At 73.5% G+C, this 21,038-nt stretch carries 18 protein-coding genes and 1 tRNA gene; 7 read left to right on the top strand and 12 right to left on the bottom strand.

Going from position 1 to position 21,038, the window contains the following annotated elements:
* Positions 1–130: 130 nt before the first annotated feature.
* Positions 131–1,963, bottom strand: coding sequence for a hypothetical protein (locus ABZ783_RS32725; RefSeq protein WP_357445385.1), 1,833 nt, complete (start codon positions 1,961–1,963; stop codon positions 131–133).
* Between the two features lie 102 nt (positions 1,964–2,065).
* Between ABZ783_RS32725 and ABZ783_RS32720 the strand changes: the two genes are divergently transcribed.
* From ABZ783_RS32720 to ABZ783_RS32705, 4 genes are all read left to right on the top strand, one after another.
* Positions 2,066–2,149 (top strand) — tRNA-Leu (locus ABZ783_RS32720).
* A 106-nt stretch (positions 2,150–2,255) separates the two neighbouring features.
* Positions 2,256–3,095, top strand: coding sequence for a Bax inhibitor-1/YccA family protein (locus ABZ783_RS32715; RefSeq protein WP_357445382.1), 840 nt, complete (start codon positions 2,256–2,258; stop codon positions 3,093–3,095).
* A gap of 127 nt (positions 3,096–3,222) precedes the next feature.
* Positions 3,223–3,981: a Bax inhibitor-1/YccA family protein gene (locus ABZ783_RS32710; protein ID WP_357445379.1), complete on the top strand. Its 759-nt coding sequence runs from the start codon at positions 3,223–3,225 to the stop codon at positions 3,979–3,981.
* Positions 3,982–4,109: 128 nt separating this feature from the next.
* Positions 4,110–4,430: a hypothetical protein gene (locus ABZ783_RS32705; RefSeq protein ID WP_073832879.1), complete on the top strand. Its 321-nt coding sequence runs from the start codon at positions 4,110–4,112 to the stop codon at positions 4,428–4,430.
* Positions 4,431–4,507: 77 nt separating this feature from the next.
* Here ABZ783_RS32705 and ABZ783_RS32700 read toward each other — a convergent pair whose 3' ends face one another.
* From ABZ783_RS32700 to ABZ783_RS32685, 4 genes are all read right to left on the bottom strand, one after another.
* On the bottom strand, positions 4,508–6,010 hold the full coding sequence (locus ABZ783_RS32700; RefSeq protein ID WP_357445376.1) for a CYTH and CHAD domain-containing protein: 1,503 nt from the start codon (positions 6,008–6,010) through the stop codon (positions 4,508–4,510).
* A gap of 34 nt (positions 6,011–6,044) precedes the next feature.
* Positions 6,045–7,307, bottom strand: coding sequence for an acetyl-CoA C-acetyltransferase (locus tag ABZ783_RS32695; RefSeq protein WP_357445373.1), 1,263 nt, complete (start codon positions 7,305–7,307; stop codon positions 6,045–6,047).
* 77 nt (positions 7,308–7,384) lie between these two features.
* On the bottom strand, positions 7,385–8,182 hold the full coding sequence (locus ABZ783_RS32690) for an SGNH/GDSL hydrolase family protein (RefSeq protein WP_357445370.1): 798 nt from the start codon (positions 8,180–8,182) through the stop codon (positions 7,385–7,387).
* A gap of 182 nt (positions 8,183–8,364) precedes the next feature.
* Positions 8,365–9,411, bottom strand: a complete 1,047-nt coding sequence (locus tag ABZ783_RS32685) for an SGNH/GDSL hydrolase family protein (RefSeq protein WP_357445367.1) — start codon at positions 9,409–9,411, stop codon at positions 8,365–8,367.
* 149 nt (positions 9,412–9,560) lie between these two features.
* Between ABZ783_RS32685 and ABZ783_RS32680 the strand changes: the two genes are divergently transcribed.
* Positions 9,561–9,917 (top strand): YkvA family protein, encoded by a 357-nt coding sequence (locus ABZ783_RS32680; RefSeq protein WP_357445364.1) that lies wholly within the window; start codon positions 9,561–9,563, stop codon positions 9,915–9,917.
* Between the two features lie 75 nt (positions 9,918–9,992).
* Positions 9,993–11,363: a cystathionine beta-synthase gene (locus tag ABZ783_RS32675; RefSeq protein WP_357445361.1), complete on the top strand. Its 1,371-nt coding sequence runs from the start codon at positions 9,993–9,995 to the stop codon at positions 11,361–11,363.
* Positions 11,364–11,409: 46 nt separating this feature from the next.
* Here the strand turns inward: ABZ783_RS32675 and ABZ783_RS32670 are convergent, their stop codons facing one another.
* The 4 genes from ABZ783_RS32670 to ABZ783_RS32655 form a co-directional block, all read right to left on the bottom strand.
* Positions 11,410–12,360, bottom strand: coding sequence for a trypsin-like peptidase domain-containing protein (locus ABZ783_RS32670; protein WP_357445358.1), 951 nt, complete (start codon positions 12,358–12,360; stop codon positions 11,410–11,412).
* 110 nt (positions 12,361–12,470) lie between these two features.
* Positions 12,471–12,980 carry a GNAT family N-acetyltransferase gene (locus ABZ783_RS32665; protein WP_357445355.1) on the bottom strand — a complete coding sequence of 170 codons (510 nt, stop codon included), beginning with the start codon at positions 12,978–12,980 and terminating at the stop codon, positions 12,471–12,473.
* Complete coding sequence (locus ABZ783_RS32660; protein WP_357445392.1) at positions 12,977–13,906, bottom strand: ribonuclease Z; 930 nt, start codon at positions 13,904–13,906, stop codon at positions 12,977–12,979. The genes ABZ783_RS32665 and ABZ783_RS32660 overlap by 4 nt, the downstream gene beginning before the upstream one ends.
* A gap of 359 nt (positions 13,907–14,265) precedes the next feature.
* Complete coding sequence (locus ABZ783_RS32655; protein WP_357445352.1) at positions 14,266–14,991, bottom strand: TetR/AcrR family transcriptional regulator; 726 nt, start codon at positions 14,989–14,991, stop codon at positions 14,266–14,268.
* Between the two features lie 101 nt (positions 14,992–15,092).
* Here ABZ783_RS32655 and ABZ783_RS32650 point away from each other — a divergent pair, with 101 nt between their 5' ends.
* On the top strand, positions 15,093–15,878 hold the full coding sequence (locus tag ABZ783_RS32650; protein ID WP_357445350.1) for an SDR family oxidoreductase: 786 nt from the start codon (positions 15,093–15,095) through the stop codon (positions 15,876–15,878).
* A 201-nt stretch (positions 15,879–16,079) separates the two neighbouring features.
* Here the strand turns inward: ABZ783_RS32650 and ABZ783_RS32645 are convergent, their stop codons facing one another.
* From ABZ783_RS32645 to ABZ783_RS32635, 3 genes are read right to left on the bottom strand one after another with little or no spacing between them, the layout of a single operon-like run.
* On the bottom strand, positions 16,080–17,255 hold the full coding sequence (locus ABZ783_RS32645; protein ID WP_357445347.1) for an osmoprotectant NAGGN system M42 family peptidase: 1,176 nt from the start codon (positions 17,253–17,255) through the stop codon (positions 16,080–16,082).
* Positions 17,252–19,075: an N-acetylglutaminylglutamine synthetase gene (gene ngg, locus ABZ783_RS32640; protein WP_357445344.1), complete on the bottom strand. Its 1,824-nt coding sequence runs from the start codon at positions 19,073–19,075 to the stop codon at positions 17,252–17,254. The genes ABZ783_RS32645 and ngg overlap by 4 nt, the downstream gene beginning before the upstream one ends.
* 2 nt (positions 19,076–19,077) lie before the next feature.
* Positions 19,078–20,862 (bottom strand): N-acetylglutaminylglutamine amidotransferase, encoded by a 1,785-nt coding sequence (locus tag ABZ783_RS32635; protein ID WP_357445341.1) that lies wholly within the window; start codon positions 20,860–20,862, stop codon positions 19,078–19,080.
* Positions 20,863–21,038 lie beyond the last annotated feature (176 nt).

The raw sequence follows: 21,038 nt of genomic DNA, 5'->3' as shown, positions 1-21,038 counted from the left end.
ACGACGGGGCTGGGGGCGAGGGTGACCGGCGCAGGGATCAAGCGTGACCGCCCGGAGCCGGTCACCCTCGCCCCCAGCCCACAACCGCAACCACCTCACAACCAGCCCACCAGAGCAACCAGAGTCGCGGTCAGAACCGCCAGGTCCAGGCGTCGGCGACCCGGGTGCCCGGGCCGAAGAGCTGCTCCAGGGTCTTGCGCAGGGTCTCCGCGTGCGGCGCGTCGTCGGTCAGTGCCACGCAGGAGGCGCCCCAGAACTGGATGTCCCGGGCCGCCTGCCGGCGTTGCTCGTCGCCGACCGCGGCGGGCACCCCCCGCTTCGCGATGTCGGCGAGCAGGGCTGAGGTGGGGCGCTTGTAGGTGCCCATGGCCGCCGAGCCGTCCCGGCCGTACGAGCCGATGAAGAAGCCTTCGGGCATGCCGAACGCCGCGTCGGCGGCGGTGGCCCAGCGCATCGGCCACGGGTCTGCCGGGGTGGCGGCGGGCACCGGGACCAGCACCCCGCCGGGCCGTACGCACTGCCGCCAGTGGCCGGCCGTGACGAACTCGGGCAGCGCCGGCCGGTCGGCGGTGGGCAGCGGTGTGGGGAAGACGGTGAGCAGGGCCGCGCCGACGGCCAGCGGCACCAGCCGCCGGGCCCGGCCGGATGCCGCCAGCGCCCGGTCCATCGCGAGGGTCAGCACGGTCCCGACCAGCGGCAGCACCGCCAGGGCGAACCGCATCGGCAGCGCGCCGTCCACCACGGGCACCCCGGCCAGCAGGGCGTACGGGGCGGGCAGCCCGGTCCGTTCGCCGGCGACGATGACCTCGGGACCGAGCGACAGCGCCCCCATGACCAGCGCGCCGGCGACGCAGGCGACCACCAGCGGGCGCCGGCCCAGCCAGAGCGCGCAGGCGGCGGTGACCAGCAGCAGCGGCCAGCCGAGGAAGGTGTTGTACTCGGCCGGCCCGGTGGTCAGGCGGGACGCGGTCGCGCTGCCCAGCACGGACTGTGGGGAGAGGGTGGACCAGCTGGCCAGGTCGGCCGAGAAGTAGTCCGGGCTGAACATGCCGTCGGCGACGCCCTGCGGCCCGGCGAACTGGTACCACAACGGGTACGCCAGCACGAGGAGCGCCAGACCGGTGGCGACCATCATTCCCCCGCCGAACGTCGGCAGCGCCCGGCGCAGCAGGGCCCGGTCGGTCAGCCCGTATGCCAGCGCCATCACCAGCAGGGTGACCGCGGTGAGGAAGAGCACTTCCTCGCCGATGAAGAGCTGGGCGGTGACCGCCGCGGCCAGCCCGACCGCCGAGCTGGCCAGCCGCCAGCGGTCCGGTCCGGTCGGGCGGCCGGCCGGGTCGGCGGCCCGGAGCAGCCGGATGACCAGCCAGACGATCACCGGAACCAGCCACTGGGCGGTCATGTGCAGGTGCCCGTTGCTCTGCGAGACCATGCCTGGCCCGAAGCCGCACAGTGCGGCGCCGAGTCCGGCGGCGAGCCGGCGGGCCCGCAGCGTCCGGGTGAAGAGCAGGTACCAGGCGACCGCCGTGCCGGCCAGGTTGCCGGCGGCCAGCAGGGCGAAGGTGACCGGTGCCCCGAACGCCCAGGTGACCGGGGCGAGGAGCACCCCGAGCGCGATGACCGTGGTGTTGGCCATCAGGTTGACCCCGTCGGGGGCGTTGAGCCGGTCGGTGAGCAGGCTGAAGTCGCCGAGCAGGGCGCGTGAGTCGACGGCGAGGAACCACTCGTAGAGGGTCTGGTCCGCCGCGTTGAGGGCGAGCACCCGCTGCCCCGGGGCCGGCCACAGCCCGTGGGTGAGCCAGCCGGCGAGCAGGGTGAAGAGCAGCCCGGCGAGCAGGTCCGCGCGGTGCCGGTCCGCGGTGGCCAGCAGGCGGGCCGTCCGGGTCGGGCGGGGGGCTGCCGGGTCGAGGCGGAGCGCCTGGTCGCGGTCGGGTCCGGGCGCGGTGCGGGCGGCGCTGGTCACGGCCTCGACCATAGCGGTGGCGGCCCGCGGGGTACGCCAGGTGGCGCCGTAGCGGCTACGGTGAGATCTGCACCGCCGCGTGTCGGCGCGCCGGTGCCACCTGCCCGGGTGGTGGAACGGCAGACACGGCCGCCTTAAAAGCGGCTGCCGCAAGGCGTGCGGGTTCGAGCCCCGCCCCGGGCACCAGACTCTCAGCTTTCCCACAGCTTCACTCCCGGCGCGGGGGTGCGTGCCACGTTTACCCTGGAGAGGCACGTTCACGTGCATCGACCCCCTGAGGGAGGCCTGAGAAGTGAAGACCTCGAACCCGGTGCTCGCCCGGCTCGGCCAGGCGGCCGAGCGTGAGCGGGCGGCCGGGTACGCCCAGCCCGGGCCGTACGGTCAGCCCGGATACCCGCAGCAGTACCAGCCGCAGCCGCAGCAGTACCCGACCCCCGGGTACGGCTACCCGGCGGCCGCGCCCACCGTGACCCCCATGACCCTGGACGACGTCGTCGTCAAGACGGTCATGCTGCTCGGCATCCTCGGCGTCTCCGCCGCGGCGGCCTGGGCGCTCGTCCCGGACGCCCTGGTCGGCGTCGCCTGGATCGGTGCCGCGGTCGTCGGTCTGGTGCTCGGTATGATCATCTCGTTCTCGCGGATGGCCAACCCGGCGCTGGTGGTGGCCTACTCGATCGTCGAGGGCGTCTTTGTCGGCATGGTCAGCAAGGCGTTCGAGTCGCTCTACAACGGCATCGTGCTCCAGGCCGTGGTGGCGACCTTCGGCGTGTTCTTCCTGATGGCGACGCTCTACAAGGCGCGGGTCATCCGGGCCACCCCGAAGTTCACCCGGATCATGATCGCGGTCATCGGTGGCCTCTTCGCGGTCATGCTGATCAACCTGGTGCTCGCGCTCTTCGGCGTGCACACCGGCCTGCGCGACAGCGGCCCGCTGGGCATCGGCTTCAGCCTGGTCTGCATCGTGGTCGCCTCGTTGAGCTTCGTCCTCAACTTCGCCCAGATCGAAGACGGCGTGCGGATGGGGCTCCCGCAGCGCTACGCCTGGACCGCCGCGTTCGGCATCGTGGTCGGCCTCGTCTGGCTCTACCTGGAGGTGCTGCGCCTGCTCAGCTACTTCCAGGGCGACGACTGACGGTCCCGCCGCCCGACCTGCGACGCCCGCCTGCCGCGACCGCGGCGGCGGGCGTCCTCGTTTTTCCCGCCGCCGCCGGATCACCGGGGGCAGAGTGGGAGCGGGGTACGTCGGCGAGGAGGTCGCGGTGCGGAGTGCCAATCCGGTGCTGACCCGACTGGACGACGTCGGCCGGACCGAGCGCCAGGTGCTCGGTGTCGGGGCCGCCGAGACGATGACCGTGGCCGACGTGGTCAGCCGGACGGTCGGTCTGCTGGTGCTCACCGGCGTCACGGCGGTCGCCGCCTGGGTGGTCGTACCGCCGGCGATCTGGATCTCGGCGGCGCTCGTCGGCAGTTCCCTGGCCAGCCTGGCGCTGGTGCTGGTCATCTCCCTCAGGCAGATCACCAGCCCGCCGGTCATCGCCGCGTACGCGGTGCTCCAGGGGCTGTTGCTCGGGGTGGCGAGCCGGGCCTTCGAGATGGTGTATCCGGGGATCGTGGCCCAAGCGGTGATCGGCACCTTCGGCGTCTTCCTCGGGATGGCCCTGCTCTATCGGGCCCGGGTGATCCGGGCCACCCCACGGCTGGCCCGGCTGGTCGTCGGCACGCTCCTCGGGATCGTGGCGCTCGGGCTGGTCAACCTGGTCGCGTACCTGGTCAGCGGGCGGCAGGCCCTGGCGGCGTACAACCTCACCGGCCAGGTCGGCTGGCTGCCGTGGGTCTTCTCGGTGGTGGCGATCATCGCCGGGGCGTTCAGCTTCATCCTCGACTTCGATCTGGTCGAGCGGTCGGTCCGGGCCGGCCTGCCCCGCCGGTACGCCTGGTTCTGCGCGTTCGGGCTGCTGGTCGGGTTGATCTTCCTGTACTGGCAGATCCTCCGCCTGCTCAGCTACGCCCGGCGCTGACCGTTCGACAACTCCAGCTCGGCTGGCGGCCATAATTCGGCCTTCGCGCCGGAAGGCGGCGCTGCGGCCCGAATGAAGGCCGGTCTGCCGCCGCGCCGCGACCTGGAGCCGTCGTAGACTCGGCCGCGATGAGCGCAGCGGAACTGGACCGGGCGGTGGAGCTGCTGGTCCGACAGGTCGGGCACTGGCAGCAGCCGCGCTGGTCGGCGGTGGCCGCGGGCGGCAACGTGTCGCGGGCCGACCTGGTGCACAAGCTGGTGCAGGAGATCGCCAACCTGGCGGCGGACGCGGAGGGCGAGCCGCGCCGGGAGGTGCCCCGGCTCGGTAACGATCTGGTCCTGCCCGACCAGCTCCGGGTGGTCGCCGCCGACCTGGTGGCGGCCGGTCCACCGGAGTCGGTGCTGGCCGAGGCCGTCGCCGCGGTGGCCGGCACTCGTTCCGCGCTGTAGCCGCGGCAGTGCGGGCTCGGGGCGGGCCAGGAGCCGAAGTGCTCCCGGATCAGCCGGGCGCCCCGTCGCCGCTGCCGTCAGCCGGCCCGCGTCAGCCAGCGCCGGACCTTCCGCCGCCGGGCCCGGTCCCGCGCCCGCAGCAGATCCGGCAGCTCGCGGTCGGCCGCCGCGGCCTGCCGGGCGTGCAGGACGCCGTACGTGAAGGTGTTCTCGCCGGCGGCGTACGCCCGCAGCGCCTGGCGGCGCAGCACCTCGCGGGTGACCGTCGAGTCCTGGTGCGCGCCGAGCAGGTCCTGCAGGTCCTTGAGCCGTGCCACCAGCCGGGCGGCGGGCTTCCCGGCGGCCGGCTCGCGCACCTCGACCGCGTAGCGGGCCGCCTTGGCCGCCTTGCGCGCCTCGTGCAGGGCGATGTCGTCGGTCCCGCCGGCCCGGTGCCCGGCGGCCAGGGCCCGGTCCAGGCGCTCGTCCGCCCGGCGCACCGCGCGGCGGACCCGGCGGGCCACCCAGCGGGCGTCCACCGCCCGGGCGGGCGGCCCCTCCAGCAGCGCGTCCACCCGGCGCAGCAGCTCGGCGTACCGGTCGGAGTCGAGTGCCGTGCGTAGCTCGTCGAGCGCCGTGGCCAGGTCGGCGGCGAACCGCTCGGCGAGCCGCGCCGCGACCGGGCCGAGCACCAGCTCGTCCGGCTCCGCGTGGACGGCGTCGGCGAGCCGGGCGGCCATCACCTGGGTGTCCCGGACCGGCCCGAGCTGCCCGCCCAGCCAGCGCAGCTCGCCGCGCACCAACTCGCTCTCCCGCCGGTCCCACAGCCCGCGGAACGTACGCAGGGTGGAGCGGAGTCGGCGGACGGCGACCCGCATGTCATGCACCGCGTCCTCGTCGCCGCTCCGCGCGCCCGGGTGGTTGCCGATCAGGGCGTCGCGCTGGGCTGCGGCGTAGTCGAGCACCGGCGCGGCGCCGGGATCGGCGGGCGCCGGCCGGGCGGCCGCGAGCCGGTTGGCGAGCGCCCGGTGCGACTTGGACACGGGCACCGGCCGGGCCCCGGCCTCGCGCAGCCGCCCCTCCACCGCGTCGAGCAGGGCCTCGTCGCCGTCGACCAGCTCGACCTCGATCTCGTGCCACGCCTGCCGCTCGCCGCCGACCAGATCGTGGGCCTCGACGCGGTCCTCGGCCACCTCGGCCAAGGTCCGGCCGGCCGGGTCGAGGAGGCGGCGTTCCCGGCGGCGGGTGACGATCCGGGCGGCCGGGGCGACCGGCCGGCCCCGGGACGCGGCCCGGAAGAGCGCGACCAACTCGGGCGGCGGGTCGCATTCATCCGGCCCAGCGGGGAACTGGTACTCGGTCCGGGGGCCGCCGGCGGCCCCGACCTTGAGGTGCCAGCCCGCGTCGTGCCCGCCGGTACGCCGTCGCAGCGCGAAGCCGCTCCGGGCCAGCCGCAGGTCGGTGGTGTCCAGGTAGACGGCGTCCAGGTCGAGGGCGGTGGCGTCGGACATCGCCGTGACGCCACCGCACCCCGTCAGGTCCGGCAGCCGGAATGCCTCGTCCCCGGAGTACTTGCGCTCGCGTTCCACGACGATGGCCATGGCGCCTCCGCTACCCGGGTCCGTCTCCGTCGAATCAGTTCAGCCGTTCGAGCACCATGGCCATGCCCTGGCCGCCGCCGACACACATGGTCTCCAGACCGACGGTCCGGTCGTGCCACTCCAGGGCGTTGAGCAGGGTGCCGGTGATCCGGGCCCCGGTCATGCCGAACGGGTGCCCGACGGCGATCGCGCCGCCCATCACGTTCAGCTTCTCCTCCGGGATGCCGAGCTGCCGGTACGACGGGATTACCTGCGCGGCGAACGCCTCGTTGATCTCGACGAGGTCGACGTCGTCGATGGTCATGCCGGCCCGCTTGAGCGCCTGCTTCGACGCCTCGACCGGGCCGAGTCCCATGATCTCCGGGGAGAGCGCGGTGACGCCGGTGGAGACGATCCGGGCCAGCGGGGTGAGGCCGAGGTCCCGCGCCCGCTGGGCGCTCATCACGATCACGGCGGCGGCGCCGTCGTTGAGCGGGCAGCAGTTGCCGGCGGTGATCCGGCCGTCCGGACGGAAGACCGGCTTCAGACCGGCGACACCGGCCAGGGTCACGCCCGGCCGTGGGCCGTCGTCGGCGCTGACCACGGTGCCGTCCGGGGTGGTCACCGGGGTGATCTCACGGGCCCAGAAGCCGTCCGCGATCGCCTTCTCGGCCAGGTTCTGGCTGCGGACACCGAAGGCGTCCATGTCCTCGCGGGTGATGTCGTAGACCTGGGCGAGGTTCTCCGCGGTCTGCCCCATCGCCAGGTAGATGTCGGGGAGTTGGTCGGCCTCGCGCGGGTCGGTCCACGCCTCGGCGCCGCCCTGGGCGCGGACCGCGGACCGCTCGCGCGCCGCCGCGAAGCGGGGGTTCTCCCAACCGCCGCCGACCAGCGCCCGCGCCTCCGGCGGCAGGGTGTCCGAGTTGCCCCGGGCGTACCGGGAGACGGTCTCGACGCCGGCGGAGATGAAGACGTCGCCCTCGCCGGCCCGGATCGCGTGCATGGCCATCCGGGTGGTCTGCAGCGAGGAGGCGCAGTATCGGGTCAGCGTGGCGCCGGGCAGGCCGTCCAGGCCGAGCAGGGTGGCGACCACCCGGGCCATGTTGAAGCCCTGCTCGCCCCCGGGCAGGCCGCAGCCCAGGTAGAGGTCGTCGATCGTGGTGGGGTCGAGCGCGGGTACCTTGTCGAGGGCGGCCTGGACGATGGTGGCGGCCAGATCGTCCGGGCGGACGTCCCGCAGGGAACCCTTGAACGCGCGACCGATGGGGGACCGGGCGGTGGCGACGATGACGGCGTCGCGGGGCGACTCAATCGGCATGAACCAACGTTAACCCGCGAGTAACTTGCGGCGGAAGCTGGCCGCCGGGCGGGAAATGTCACGCCCGGCGGGCCCGGTCAGTGGTGCCGGGAGGCGACCGCCGCGGCCGCCTCGACCGTGGGGAGCAGGGCGTGCGCCCAGACCCGGTAGCCGTCGGCGGAGGGGTGGAAGGCGTCGTGGCAGAGCGTCCCCGCGTCCGCCCGGAACACCGGGCCGGTCTCGGTGCCCAGGTCGACGACGCTGCCCCCGGCGTCCAGCACGGCCGACAGTTGGGCGCGGGCGAGCCGCCGCCCGGACCAGGCGAGCACCTGCCGGAGCGGGGACGCGACCGCGCGGACCGCGCCGAGGTCGGGGCAGGTGCCCACCACCACCTCGACGTGCGCCTCGCGCAGCCGGCGCACCGCCGAGCTCAGGTACGCGGCCGCGTCCGCCGGGCGGACCATCGCGGTCGCGTCGTTGGCCCCGATCAGGATCACCGCCACGTCGGGGCGTTCACCGAGCAGCGCCCGGGCCACCTGGGTGGCCAGGTCGGTGGAGCGTGACCCGGAGACGCCCACGCTGGACAGGTGCACCCGCCGGCCGGTCGGCCCCTCGGCCAGCAGGTGGGCGAGCTGGCCGCCGATGGTCTCCTCGAAGCGGTCCACCCCGACGCCGAGCGCCGACGAGTCGCCGAGCAGCACCAGCCGCAGCGGCGGCGCGTCCGCCCGGCCGACCGTGGCGCGCAGCGCGAGGCTCAGCTCGGGCTGCGCGTAGTGGCGGCTGCGGGCGGCGATGGCCTGGCCGGCGAGGATCGCCGCCCCACCCACCGTGCCAGCGACCAGGGAGACGGCCGCGGCCCGACCCAGCCGGACCACGAACTCGTTACGCCCCGTCATGACGACACCTCCCCAGGGCCGACGGCGCACAGGCCGGTCGGCTCGCGAGCCGTGCTCATGCCACGCTCGCGTTGTGCCTGATGATGCCCCCACTGGGCCCGCTCACGCCAGCCCTCCGCTTCGCTTCGGGCTGCCATGAGGCACCAGCGCACTACAGTGATGATTCGCTCGCTGACGCTCGCTCATGCCAGTCCCTCCAGGGTCGATGACTCGGCGTGGTCACCGGAGTGCGGCACCGCGCCGACGCCGAAGAAGGCACGCCGCCGAAGCTGCGCCCAGCGCCCCCCGGGCCCGTGGTCGCGGCCCCGGACCTGGGTGCCGCTGACCTCGGTGCCCGCGTGCCGGGCCGCCTCGTGGGCGGCCTCCGGGAGCGACCGTACGCCTTCCCGGCCGGGCAGCGGAGGCCGGCGGTCCTGACCGGCGCCGAGCGCGGAGAGCAGGGTGGGCAGCATCGCCGCCGCGGCGACCGCGTACCCCTCAGCGGACGGATGGAACCGGTCCCAGGCGAACATCCGGGCCGGCTCGGCGGCGAACCGGGGACCGAGCAGGTCGCCGAGGGAGACCGTTCGGCCGCCGGCCTCGACCACCGCCACCGTCTGCGCGGCGGCGAGCTGGCGGCTCCAGCGGCGGGCCAGCCAGCGCAGCGGCGGCTGGATCGGCTGGATCGCCCCCAGGTCGGGGCAGGTGCCGACGACCACCTCGCAGCCGGCCGCGCGCAGCGTGCGGACCGCGTCGACCAGGTAACGCACCGCCACCGACGGCGGAGTGCGATTGGTGACGTCGTTGCCGCCGATCAGGATGACCGCGATGTCCGGCTCGACCTCCAGGGCCGACTCGACCTGCGGCTTCAGCCCGGCCGACAGGGCGCCCACCACGGCGAACCGGTGCAGCCGGACCGGCCGGTGCAGCCGGCGGGACAGCCCGGTGGCCAGCAGCGCACCCGGGGTCTCCCGGCGGCGGTGCACGCCGTAGCCGGCGGCCGAGGAGTCGCCCAGGATCACCATGGTGACGGGCGGGCCGGGAAGCTTCGCGCCGTAGACCCCGTCGCAGCGGGGCGGGGGTGCCTCGGCCATCGGGATGGTGCGCCGGGCCTGCCGGGCCTGGCCGAGCAGCACCCCGCCCGTCGCGACGGTGGCCGCCACGGTGGCGCCCGTGCCGATCGCCGCCAGGCGGGCGATCTGCCGGGCTCGCCGCCAGCCGGCTGGTACGGCGGAACCAGCTTCCCCCATGAAACGACACTATCGCGCCGTTTCGACACCCGCTCTTCGCGATCGTGCGGCTGACAAAGCGCGGTTCCGGGTACCTGTTTCCGGGCGGGTGGCGGCGCTCTTGCGCCGGGGCCGCACTCTGGTCGGGCGAGCGGAAAGGGGCGACACACATGGGCAGGACGTTGAAGCGGAGCGCGGCCTTCGCCGCGTTGGCCCGGGCGCTGGCGAGCGGGGCGCGGGGCGGTCCCGCGCTCGGTGCCCGGCTGGCGGCGCTGCCCCGGATGATCCGGGCCACCGCCAAGGGGGAGTACGACGGCGGCCTGCGGCTGGCCCTGATGGCCGCGGCCACGGCGTACGTGGTCTCGCCGATCGACCTGCTGCCGGAGATCCCGCTGGCGGTGCTCGGCCTGGCCGACGACGCGGTGATGGTCACCTGGCTGGCCGGCAGCGTGCTCGCCGAGACCGAGCGGTTCCTGGAGTGGGAGGCGCGGCGAAGCTCCGTCATCCCGGGACGTGTGGTGCCCTGACGGCACGTACCCTGGGCGACGAATGAACGTCTGCTAGGACGCCGACGCCGGCGCCGCAACGAAGGGCACAACGAGGTGCAGTACTACGACAACGTCGTCGACCTGATCGGCAACACCCCGCTGGTCCGCCTGCGCAACGTCACCGAGGGCATCCAGGCGACCGTGCTCGCGAAGGTGGAGTACGTCAACCCGGGCGGCTCGGTCAAGGACCGGATCGCGCTGCGGATGGTGGAGGATGCCGAGCAGGCGGGGCTGCTCAAGCCCGGGGGCACCATCGTCGAGCCGACCAGCGGCAACACCGGCGTCGGGCTGGCCCTGGTGGCCCAGCTCAAGGGTTACAAGTGCGTGTTCGTCTGCCCGGACAAGGTCAGCCAGGACAAGCAGGACGTGCTGCGCGCGTACGGTGCCGAGGTGGTGGTATGCCCGACCGCGGTGGCGCCGGAGGACCCGCGCTCCTACTACAACGTCTCCGATCGGCTGGCCCGGGAGATCCCCGGCGCGTGGAAGCCCAACCAGTACAGCAACCCGGCCAACCCCCGCTCGCACTACGAGACCACCGGCCCGGAGATCTGGCAGCAGACCGAGGGACGGATCACCCACTTCGTCGCGGGCGTCGGCACCGGCGGCACCATCTCCGGCATCGGCCGCTACCTCAAGGAGGCATCCGAGGGGCGGGTCAAGGTCGTCGGCGCGGACCCGGAGGGTTCGGTCTACTCCGGCGGCACCGGCCGGCCGTACCTGGTCGAGGGCGTCGGTGAGGACTTCTGGCCGGAGACGTACGACCGGACCATCGCCGACGAGATCGTCGAGGTCTCCGACAAGGAATCCTTCGAGATGACCCGGCGGCTGGCTCGCGAGGAGGGCCTGCTGGTCGGCGGCTCCTGCGGCATGGCTGTGGTGGGTGCCCTGGAGGTGGCCCGCAAGGCCGGCCCGGGCGACGTGGTCGTGGTGCTGCTGCCGGACGGCGGCCGGGGCTACCTGTCGAAGATCTTCAACGACAACTGGATGGCCCGGTACGGCTTCCTGGACAACTCCGGCGCCGAGCCGACGGTTGCCGACGCGCTCGCCAGCAAGCCGGGCGGGCTGCCCGAACTGGTGCACGTCCACCCGACCGAGACGGTCCGCGACGCCATCGACTACATGCGCGAGTACGGCGTCTCCCAGCTCCCGGTGCTCAAGGCCGAGCCGCCGGTGGTCACCGGCGAGGTGGCCGGCTCGATCGCCGAGAAGGACCTGCTCGACGCGCTCTTCACCGGCCAGGCCCACCTGCACGACACGATCGAGCGGCACATGGCCGCGCCGCTGCCGATGATCGGCGGCGGGCAGCCGGTGAGCGAGGCGGTCGGGCTGCTGGAGAAGGCCGACGCCGCCCTGGTGCTGGTCGACGGCAAGCCCAAGGGCGTGCTGACCCGGCAGGACCTGCTCGCCCACCTCGGCGCGCGCTGAGTCCATCGACGAGGGCCGTTCCCGCCGGGGAGCGGCCCTCGTCGCGTCAGCGGCTCAGCTCCGTCGGCACCGCCACCACGTCGACGAGGGCGCCCCGGCGCAGCACGGTGACCGGCAGCCGGGCGCCGATGGCCGGGCCGAGCATCAGCCGCTGCAGGCCCTGTCCGTCCTGCACGGGCCGGCCGCCGGCGGCGAGGATCACGTCGCCCAGGTAGATCCCGGCCATCCCGGCCGGGCTGCCCGGCACCACCTCCACCACGCGCAGCCCGCGTCGCTGCCCGGTCCGTGCGACGACCTCCGGCGGCAGCGGAACCGGCACGCCGGCGACCCCCAGCCAGGCTCGGCGTACCCGGCCGTCGGCGGTCAGGTCGGTGATGATCTGCCGGGTGGTGGCGTTGATCGGCACGGCGAGGCCGAGGCCGTACCCGGCGACTGCCGTGTTCACCCCGACCACCCGGCCGCTGGAGTCGGCCAGCGCCCCGCCGGAGTTTCCCGGGTTCAGCGCCGCGTCGGTCTGGATGACGTCCTCGATCAGCCGGGTGACCCGCCCGTCCCGGGCCGGCAGCGACCGGCCCAGCCCGGAGACCACCCCGGCGGTGACCGAGCCGGCCAGCCCCAGCGGGTTGCCGACTGCGACCACGAGCTGGCCGATCCGCAGGCGATCCGCGTCGCCCAGCTCCACCGGCGGCACGGTCGTCTCCTCCGCCCGCAGCACGGCCAGGTCGGACAGCGGGTCGGCGCCGACCACCCGGAACCCGGTTTCGACGCCGTCGCCGAAGGCGGCCGAGCCGTTCCGGGCGCCCTGCACCACGTGCGCGCTGGTGAGCAGCAGTCCGTCCGGGCCGATCACCACGGCGGAGCCGGCGCCCGCGCCGCGCGCGGTCCGCACCGACAGGGCGGCCACGCTGGGCAGCACCCGCGCGGCCACGCCGGTCACCACCCGGGAGTACGCGTCGAGCGCGGCGTCCTCCGCCCGCTCGGTGTGCTCGGTGTCCATGCCGGTGCCAACGCGCCCGCGCCGACGCCCATGCCCCGATCCGCTCAGAGCGAACGGCGTGCCGCTGATCGGGAAGAGGTCTTCCTGGGCCGTTTGCGGTGACGGGACCCTCAGATTTCGCGTGCGTAGCGGAGCTGGGAAACGGTTGCGGGGCCGATCCGATCGTCGCGGCGGGCGCCGGTGGCGGTCCAGCCGCCGCGCTCGTAGAACCGACGGGCGGTCGTGTTCCGCTCCAGCACCCAGAGCACGGCCCGGACCCAGCCGCGCGCCCGCATCGCGCCGAGGGCGTCGACCATCAGCGCCCGCCCGGTGCCGCGGCCCCGCTCGTCGGGCTCGAGGTGGATCGCGTTGAGCAGTCCGGTGGCGGGATCGCCCTCGTCGTCGGGGCCCAGGTAGCTGAAGCCGACGCGTCGGCCGTCGCGCTCGGCGACCGTCATCCGGTGGTCGTCCCGCTCCCACTGCCAGCGCTCGACCCAGTACCGGCCCATCGCCTCCGGCGTCGGCTCGGCCAGCGCCGCCGCCGGTAGAAACGACCCGTATGCCGCCACCCGGGAGCGCTGGTGCAGGGCGCCGACCGCCATCAGGTCGGCCTCGGTGGCGGGGCGCAGGGCGACAGTCACCCGGCCGAGGCTACCCGCCGGGGCGGCACCGGCACGGTCATCAGGTCCTCGGCGATCACCAGCTCCCCGGTGAAGTACGCGCGGGCCTCGTCGGCGAACCGGCGGGGATCGGCGTACCGCTGGGAGAAGTGGGTGAGCACGAGGGTGCGTACCCCGGACTCGGCCGCCACCCGTGCGGCCTGCGCCGCGGTCAGGTGGCCGGCCTCGGCGGCGAGGGCGGCCTCCGATTCCAGGAACGTCGCCTCGATGACCAGCAGGTCGGCGTGCTCGGCCAGGGCCCACACCCCGTCGCAGAGCCCGGTGTCCATCACGAAGGCGAACCGCTGGCCGGGGCGGGTCACGCTCACCTCGTCCCGGGTGACGCGGCGTCCGGCCAGGTCCAGGTGGCCGACGCGGATCAGCTCGCCGACCGCCGGGCCGGCGACGCCGTACGCGGCCAGCTTCTCCGGCAGCATCCGGCAGCCGTCCGGCTCGATGAGCCGGTAGCCGTACGTCTCGATCGGGTGCTGCAGCCGGCGGGCCTCCAGCGTGCCGATGCCCAGGCTGATCCGCTGCCCGTCGACCTCGATCGGCTCCACGGTCAGCTCGGCCGCCTCGTAGAAGCTCGACGCGTGGTGCAGCCGGTGGAAGTACTCGATGCCACCGGCCGGGAAGGTCACGGCCACCGGGTGCGGCACCCGGTCCAGGGAGAGCCGCTGGATCACGCCGGGCAGGCCCAGGCAGTGGTCGCCGTGGAAGTGGGTGACGCAGATCCGGGTGAGGTCGGTGGCCGAGATCCCGGTGTGCAGCAGCTGCCGTTGGCTGCCCTCGCCCGGGTCGAAGAGGAGCACCTCGTCGTCCCAGCGCAGCAGGTAGCCGTTGTGGTTGCGCTGTCGGGTGGGGGCCTGGCTGGCCGTACCGAGCACCACCAGCTCGCGCATGGACACCGCAACCCCCTGGAGCATGAAGCGACCCCCGGGGCTTCCGCGCTCGCGCGCGGGCCGGCTGGACTGGGCCGGCACCCCGGGGGTCGGGTGGCTGTCGTGGATTCGCCGCACCGCTGCCACACGGTCTCGACGATGGTGCCTGTGCCCGCCTCGCGGCGGACGGGATTACTGTCGAGGACAGCGGCTAGCGGACAGCCACCTCACGAGTCCGATTGCTATACAAAGCTGGACCACCTCCTTTCCCGTGTACCGCCACGCTATCCACTTCCCGGCGGCCCCGGCAACGGATTTCGATCACAGACCCGCCCGAAGCCCGAACCACGCCCAGCGGCTGTCGACGGGCGATCGCGTTCGGGGCGCTACGAACTTGATGACGTAGGTGGATCAGGGCGTGCGGCGATGATCCCGGCGATGCCGTCGAGGATGCACCGCAGGCCGAACTGGAATCCGTCGTTGTCGCTCGGACCGAATGCTCCGTTTTCGGCCGCTTCGACCAGTGCCGGGTAAGCGGTGGCGTGGCTCCGCAGCAGCTGGGTCAGCCCGGTGGCCAGCTGGGCCCCGCCTTCGGCGGCGATGCCGGTCTCGGCCTGCACCTGGTTGCGGACGTGTCCGATGACCACCAGGGCGGCGTCGACCCGTTCCGGGCCGCTCAGGCCGGTGCCGGCCAGGGCGGCCACCGCCCGCTCCAACCAGCTCAGCTCCCGAGGGCCGATGGCACGCACCTGCGTGGTCGCCGCGGCGAGCCAGGGATGGCGCCGGAACACGGTGTGGAGCCGATGCGCCCAGCCTTGCAGCCCGGCTTGCCAGCCGGCTGAGGTGTCGACGGGCGGGGCCTGACCCATCGCTGTGTCGATCATGAGGGCGACCAGTTCCGCGCGACCGGGTACGTGCCGGTACAGCGACATCGCGGTGAAGCCGAACCGGTCCGCCACCCGCTTCATGGTGACAGCCGCCAGCCCTTCGGTGTCGGCGATCTCGATCGCCGCGTCGGTGATCTCCGCCGGGTTGAGCGCTGGCCGAGGCCCCCGGCTGCGTCGCCCGCCGTCCCCCCAGAGCAGCTCCATCGCACTCGCCTCGACGTTCACCCGGCCTCCTCGTGCCCGTCCTCCGGGCTTGACGCCCGCTTCCGGCACTGTGTATAACATAAACAGAACTGCTTAGGCGATAAACAGTTAAGGATGGGGACGTGGCAGCATTGATGGGCAGGACGGCGTTGGTCACTGGCGGGTCGCGGGGCATCGGCCGGGGCATCTGTGCGCGGCTCGGCGCCGAGGGCGCGCTGGTCGCCGTGCACTACGCCAGCAACGACGCCGCCGCCAAGGAGACCGTCGCAGCGATCGAGGCGGCCGGCGGGCGGGCGTTCCTGATCAAGGCCGAGCTGGGCGTTGACGGCGACGCCGACACCGTGATCGCGGCACTCGAGGCGGGGCTGCGGGAGAGGACCGGGCAGGCCCGGTTGGACATCCTGGTCAACAACGCCGGTGTCAACGACTCCGGCGGCGGCATCGACAGCGAGACCCCGCAGGCGTTCGACCGGCTGTTCGCGGTCAACGTGCGCGCGCCGTTCTTCCTCATCCAGAAGGCGCTGCCGCTGATGGGCGACGGCGGGCGGATCATCAACATCGGATCCGGCGTCACGCGGATTGCCCTCCCCGGCGAGCTGGCCTACGCGATGACCAAGGCCGCGATCGAAACCCTGACCCGCAACGTGGCGAACCAGCTCGGTTCGCGCGGCATCACCGTCAACACCGTGGCCCCGGGGCCGACGCGTACCGACAAGACGGCGTTCTTCCTCGACCGTCCCGAGGCCCAGGCCGCGGTCGCGGCGTCTCAGGCCATCGAGCGCGTGGGCACGCCCGCCGACATCGCCAATGTGGTCGCGTTCCTCGCCAGCGAGGACAGCGCCTGGCTTACCGCCAACCTCATCGACGCCACAGGCGGCAGCTACCTCGGGCCCAAGAGACTCGGCTGAGGCCCGATTTTGGTGGTGGTCGAGGCGCCGGTCCGAGGTTCGACCACCACCACGTCGGCCCCTCGTGCGGCAACCCGCGCGGACTGGCCGGATCGGTGCGTCACAGCAGGGGTCGGCCGGCGTGACGGCGGGTGAGTCGTTCACGTCATCAAGTTCGTAGCCATCCGAGCCGTCCTCGTCCCGGGAGCCCGGAGCCCGCAGTCAGTCCAGGCCGATCGGGCCCTCGCGGGGGCCTTCCTCCGAGGCCGGCTGGACGGCCAGCGACGGGAAGTCGGCCAGGTCGCCCTCCGGCTCGGCGTCCCACTCGGGGAAGACCAGTGGGCTCTGCAGGTAGAGGCAGAGCAGCTGAGTCAGGTGACGCAGCCCGTCGAGGTGGGTGCGCTCGTGCCCGTGCGTGGCGTCCACGCCGAAGCCGAGCAGCGCCACGCGGGCGTGCGCGCCGGCCTCGACCGCGGCCGCCACGTCCGACCGGTAGTAGTCGAAGACGTCCCGGACCAGGTCGACGCCGTGCTCCCAGGCGATCGACGCCAGGTTGCGGGTGAGGTGGTAGTCGAACGGACCCACCCCGTCGCCCATGGCCAGGGTGGCCGCGTCCTCCCGGGACTGCTGCCCCGGGGCGACCACCGCCGCGTCCACCGAGACGATCTCCGCCACGTCCGGGTCGAGGCCGTGGCTGGCCCCGTGCCCGATCTCCTCGGTGACCGTGACCAGCAGGTGCGCGGTCACCGCCGGGGTGACGCCCGCGTCGACCATCGCCTTGAACGCGGTCAGCACCGCGGCCACACCGGCCTTGTCGTCCAGGTGCCGGGACTTGACGTACCCGCTCGGGGTGATCGTCGGGTGGGCCAGCAGCGCGACGAAGTCGCCCGCGTCGACGCCGAGGGCCCGCAGGCCGGCGGCGTCGGCGACCGGCTCGTCGACCCGCACCTCGACCAGTTCCCAGCCGACGCCCTGCAGGTCGACCGCCTCGTTGTAGCGGTGCCCGCTGGCCTTCAGCGGCAGCACCTGGCCGGTGATCACCCGGTCCAGGTCGTCGGTGAAGATCCGGACCTGGGCGCCCTCGGCGAACCGGGCACTGTGCGTGCCGATCGGCTTCAGCTCCAGCCGGCCGTTCTCCTTGAGCCCCTTCACCATGCCGCCGATGGTGTCGGTGTGCACCACGATCGCCCGGTCGGCGCCGGTGGCCCGGGGGCCGGGGAGGCTGGCGCTGAGCGCCCCGCGCCGCGTCAGCGTGGAACTGATGCCGAGCGCGGACAGCCGTTCCCCGACGTACTGCTGGATGTGGTCGGTACGCCCCGACGGGCTGGGGATCTCCAGCAACTCGACCAGCACCTGGCGCAGGTAGTCGAGGTCCAGCTCCAGGGGCTTCGGGTTCACGCGGCGCCTCCGGTCCCGGCCGGGGACCAGAGCCGCTGCGGCGCCCGGGTGCCGGGGAAGAGCAGGTCGACGAAGCGCTCGGCGGTCGGCTGCGGCTCGTGGTTGGCCAGGCCCGGCCGCTCGTTCGCCTCGATGAACACGTGCTCCGGCCGGTCCGGCGCGGGCACCAGCAGGTCCAGCCCGGTCACCGGGATGTCCAGCGCCCGGCTGGCCGCCACGCACGCCTCGGCGATCTCCGGGTGCAGCTCCGCGGTGACGTCGTGGATGGTGCCGCCGGTGTGCAGGTTGGCGGTCCGGCGTACGGCGAGCACCTGCCCCTCGGGAAGCACGTCGTGCATCCGGTGACCCGCCTCGGCCACCACCTCACGGGTCATGTCGTCGATCGGGATCCGCGACTCGCCCCCGGTGGCGGCGGCCCGCCGCCGGCTCTGCCGCTCGATCAGCTCGGTGACGTCGTGCAGCCCGTCGCCGGTGATCTGGGCGGGCCGGCGTACGGCGGCGGCCACCACCTCGTGGTCGATGACGATCACCCGCAGGTCGTCACCCTCGCGCAGCTCCTCGATCAGCACGTCCGGGCAGAACCGCCGGGCCAGCGTGACCGCCGCGGCCAGCGCCTCGGGCGTACGCACCCCGACGGTGATGCCGTTGCCCTGCTCGCCCCGGGCCGGCTTGACCACCACCGGGCCGACGTCCGCCAGGAAGGCCAGGTCGTCGGCGTCGCCGGTGGCGGTCCGGCCACGTGGCACGGAGAGCCCCGCCTGGGTGAGGATCCGGCGGGTCACCCGCTTGTCGTCGCAGCGGCTCATCGCCACCGCCGAGGTCAGCTCGGACAGCGACTCCCGGGTGTGTACGGTCCGGCCGCCGCTGGTCAGCCTCAGCTCACCCCAGTGCGGGTCGGTGACCTCCACCCGGATGCCGCGCCGCATCGCCTCGTCGGCGACGATCTTCGCGTACGGGTTGAGCCCGTCGTACCCCTCCGGGGTGGCGGGCAGGAAGAGCCGCTCGTTGATCGGGTTCTTCCGCTTCACGCAGAGCGTCCCCGTGCGGTGGAAGCCCAGCCGCTCGTAGAGCCGGATCGCCCCGGAGTTCTCGGCCAGCACCGAGAGGTCCACGAATGCCCGGCCCCGCTCGTCGAGCCGGTCGGCCAGCGCGGTGAGCAGGGCCTGCCCGGTGCCGGGCGGCGCGGTGTTGAAGTCCACGGTCAGGCACCAGAGGCTGGCCCCCCGCTCCGGGTCGGCGAAGACCGCGACGTGGTCCACCCCGGTGATGGTGCCGACCACCTCGCCGGTGGCCGCCTCGGCGACGAGGTGCAGGAACCGGTCGCTGGCGGCGTTGTCGACCAGCACCTCGACCGGGGCGGTGACCATGCCGTTGCGGGCGTAGATGCGGTTCACCGCGTCGGCGTCGTCGGCGTCGCGCAGTGGCCGGATGGTCAGGCCGGAGACCTCACCGGCCGCGGTGGCGGCCGGCCGGCGCTCGCCCAGCGGCAGCCGGTAGGTCAGCGACGGGTCGATGAACAGCTCGTCCGGCAGCCGGGAGACCAGCACGTGCGGATCCCGCAGGTAGATGCAGATGTCCCGGGCGCCGACGGCCTCGGAGCGCAGCACGTCGGCAACGGCAACCTGCTCGCCGAACGTCTGCCCGAAGACCAGCCGGCCCCAGCCGCAGTCCAGCACCACCCCGTCCGAGTTGGCGTCGCGACGTGGCTCGGGTGCGCCGGGGGCGACCGGGTCGCCGCCCGGGCCGACGCGTTCCCGGCGGCGACCCAGCATCCGTTCCCGGTCGGTACGGGCCGTGCCGGTGGCGAGGGTGTCGGTCACGGTCAGTCGATTCCGTGGCTCTGGAGCCACATTTCCAGGAGTCCGAGTTGCCACAGCTTGTTTCCGTTCAACGGGGTCAGTTCGGCGTTCGGGTCGGCGAGCAGTGCGTCGACGTACTCCGCGCGGAACAGGTCGCGGCGGCGGGCCTCCGGGGCGGTGAGGGCATCGCGTACCCGGTCGAGGAGCTTGCCCTCGAGATGGGTGAGGCCCGGCACCGGGAAGTAGCCCTTCGGCCGGTCGATGACCGCGTGGGGGAGGAGCCGCCGGCCGATCTCCTTGAGTACGCCCTTGCCGCCCTGGGCCAGCTTCAGCTCCGGTGGGCAGCTCGCGGCGAGCGCCACGAACTCGTGGTCGAGGAACGGCACCCGGGCCTCCAACCCGTGCGCCATGGTCATGTTGTCCACCCGCTTCACCGGGTCGTCGGTCAGCATGACCTGGGTGTCGATCCGCAGGCCGGCGTCCACCGCGGTCTGCGCGCCGGGCCGGGTCAGGTGCGCGGCGACGAACTCGCGCGCCGGGTCGCCGCCGAGCAGCCACGCCGGGTTGAGCACCCGGGCCAGGCCGGCCGCGTCGCGGTCGAAGAACGCCTTCGCGTACGTATCGAGTGCCCGCTCGCGGTCGACCCCGGCGAGCGGCGGGTACCAGTGGTAGCCACCCAGAATCTCGTCCGCGCCCTGGCCGGACTGGACCACCTTGACATGCCGGGCCACCTCCTGGCTGAGCAGCCAGAACGCCACGCAGTCGTGGCTGACCATGGGCTCGCTCATCGCCGCGACGGCGGCCTCCAGCGGCGGCAGCAGGTCGCCGGTGGGCACCCGGATCTGGTGGTGGTCGGTGGCGAAGGTCTTGGCGACCAGGTCGGAGTAGACGAACTCGTCGCCCTCCCGGCCGCCGACCGCGTCGAAGCCGATCGAGAAGGTGGCCAGGCCGGACTGCCCCTCCCCGGCCAGGAGCGCGACGACCAGGCTGGAGTCCAGGCCGCCGGAGAGCAGCACGCCCACCGGCACGTCGGCCACCATCCGCCGGCGGACGGCGGTGGTGAGCGACTCCAGCAGCGCGTCCTGCCAGTCCCGTGCGGACCAGCCGGCCCGCTCGGCGGCCCGGGTGAAGGACGGATCCCAGTAGACCCGCTCGTGGCGGGAGCCGTCCGGCTCGTACACCCGGACGGTGGCCGGGGGAAGCTTGGTGACGCCGCGCAGGATGGTCCGCGGCGGTGGCACGATGCTGTGAAAGCTCAGGTAGTGGGCCAGCGCCACCGGGTCGATCGAGGTGTCGACGCCGCCGCCGGCCAGCAACGCCGGCAGGGTGCTGGCGAAGCGGACCAGGCCCGGCGCCTCGGTCAGGTAGAGCGGCTTGATGCCGAGGCGGTCCCGGGCCAGGATCAGCCGTCCGGTGTCCCGCTCGCTGATCGCCACCGCGAACATGCCGATCAGGTGGTCGACGAAGTCGAGCCCCCACTCGGCGTACGCCTTGACCACGACCTCGCTGTCGCCGGAGGAGAAGAAGCGGTGCCCCTTGGCCTGCAGCTCCGCGCGCAGCTCTCGGTAGTTGTAGATGCAGCCGTTGAAGACGCCGGTGAGACCGGCGGCGGAGTCGACCAGGGGCTGGCCGCTCGCGGCGGAGAGGTCGATGATCTTCAGGCGCCGGTGTCCCAGGGCGATGGGGCCCTGTGACCACACCCCGCTGTCGTCCGGTCCTCGGTCACTCATGGTGGCCGCCATCCGCTCCACCGCCGTCACATCGGCGCGTGAACCGTCATGGCGGAACTCCCCAGCCAGTCCGCACATGCCGGCCCATGCTGCCAGAGGACGTTGCGATCCGCCGGTTGAGCTGATGACGGCCGGGCGACGCATTGCTACTATGCGCGCCCGCGCCTTCTGCCCCCGTTGGCGGTTGCTGAACGTGACGCGGGCAGTTGGCTTCTGCGTCGGTGCTACCGGTATGGCAGGATTCGCCGGGCTGG

This window comes from Micromonospora sp. NPDC047738 (assembly GCF_040642675.1).
Taxonomy (GTDB): Bacteria; Actinomycetota; Actinomycetes; order Mycobacteriales; family Micromonosporaceae; genus Micromonospora.
Note: the sequence above shows the minus strand (reverse complement) of the source record. Positions and strands in the feature narration are given on the sequence as shown.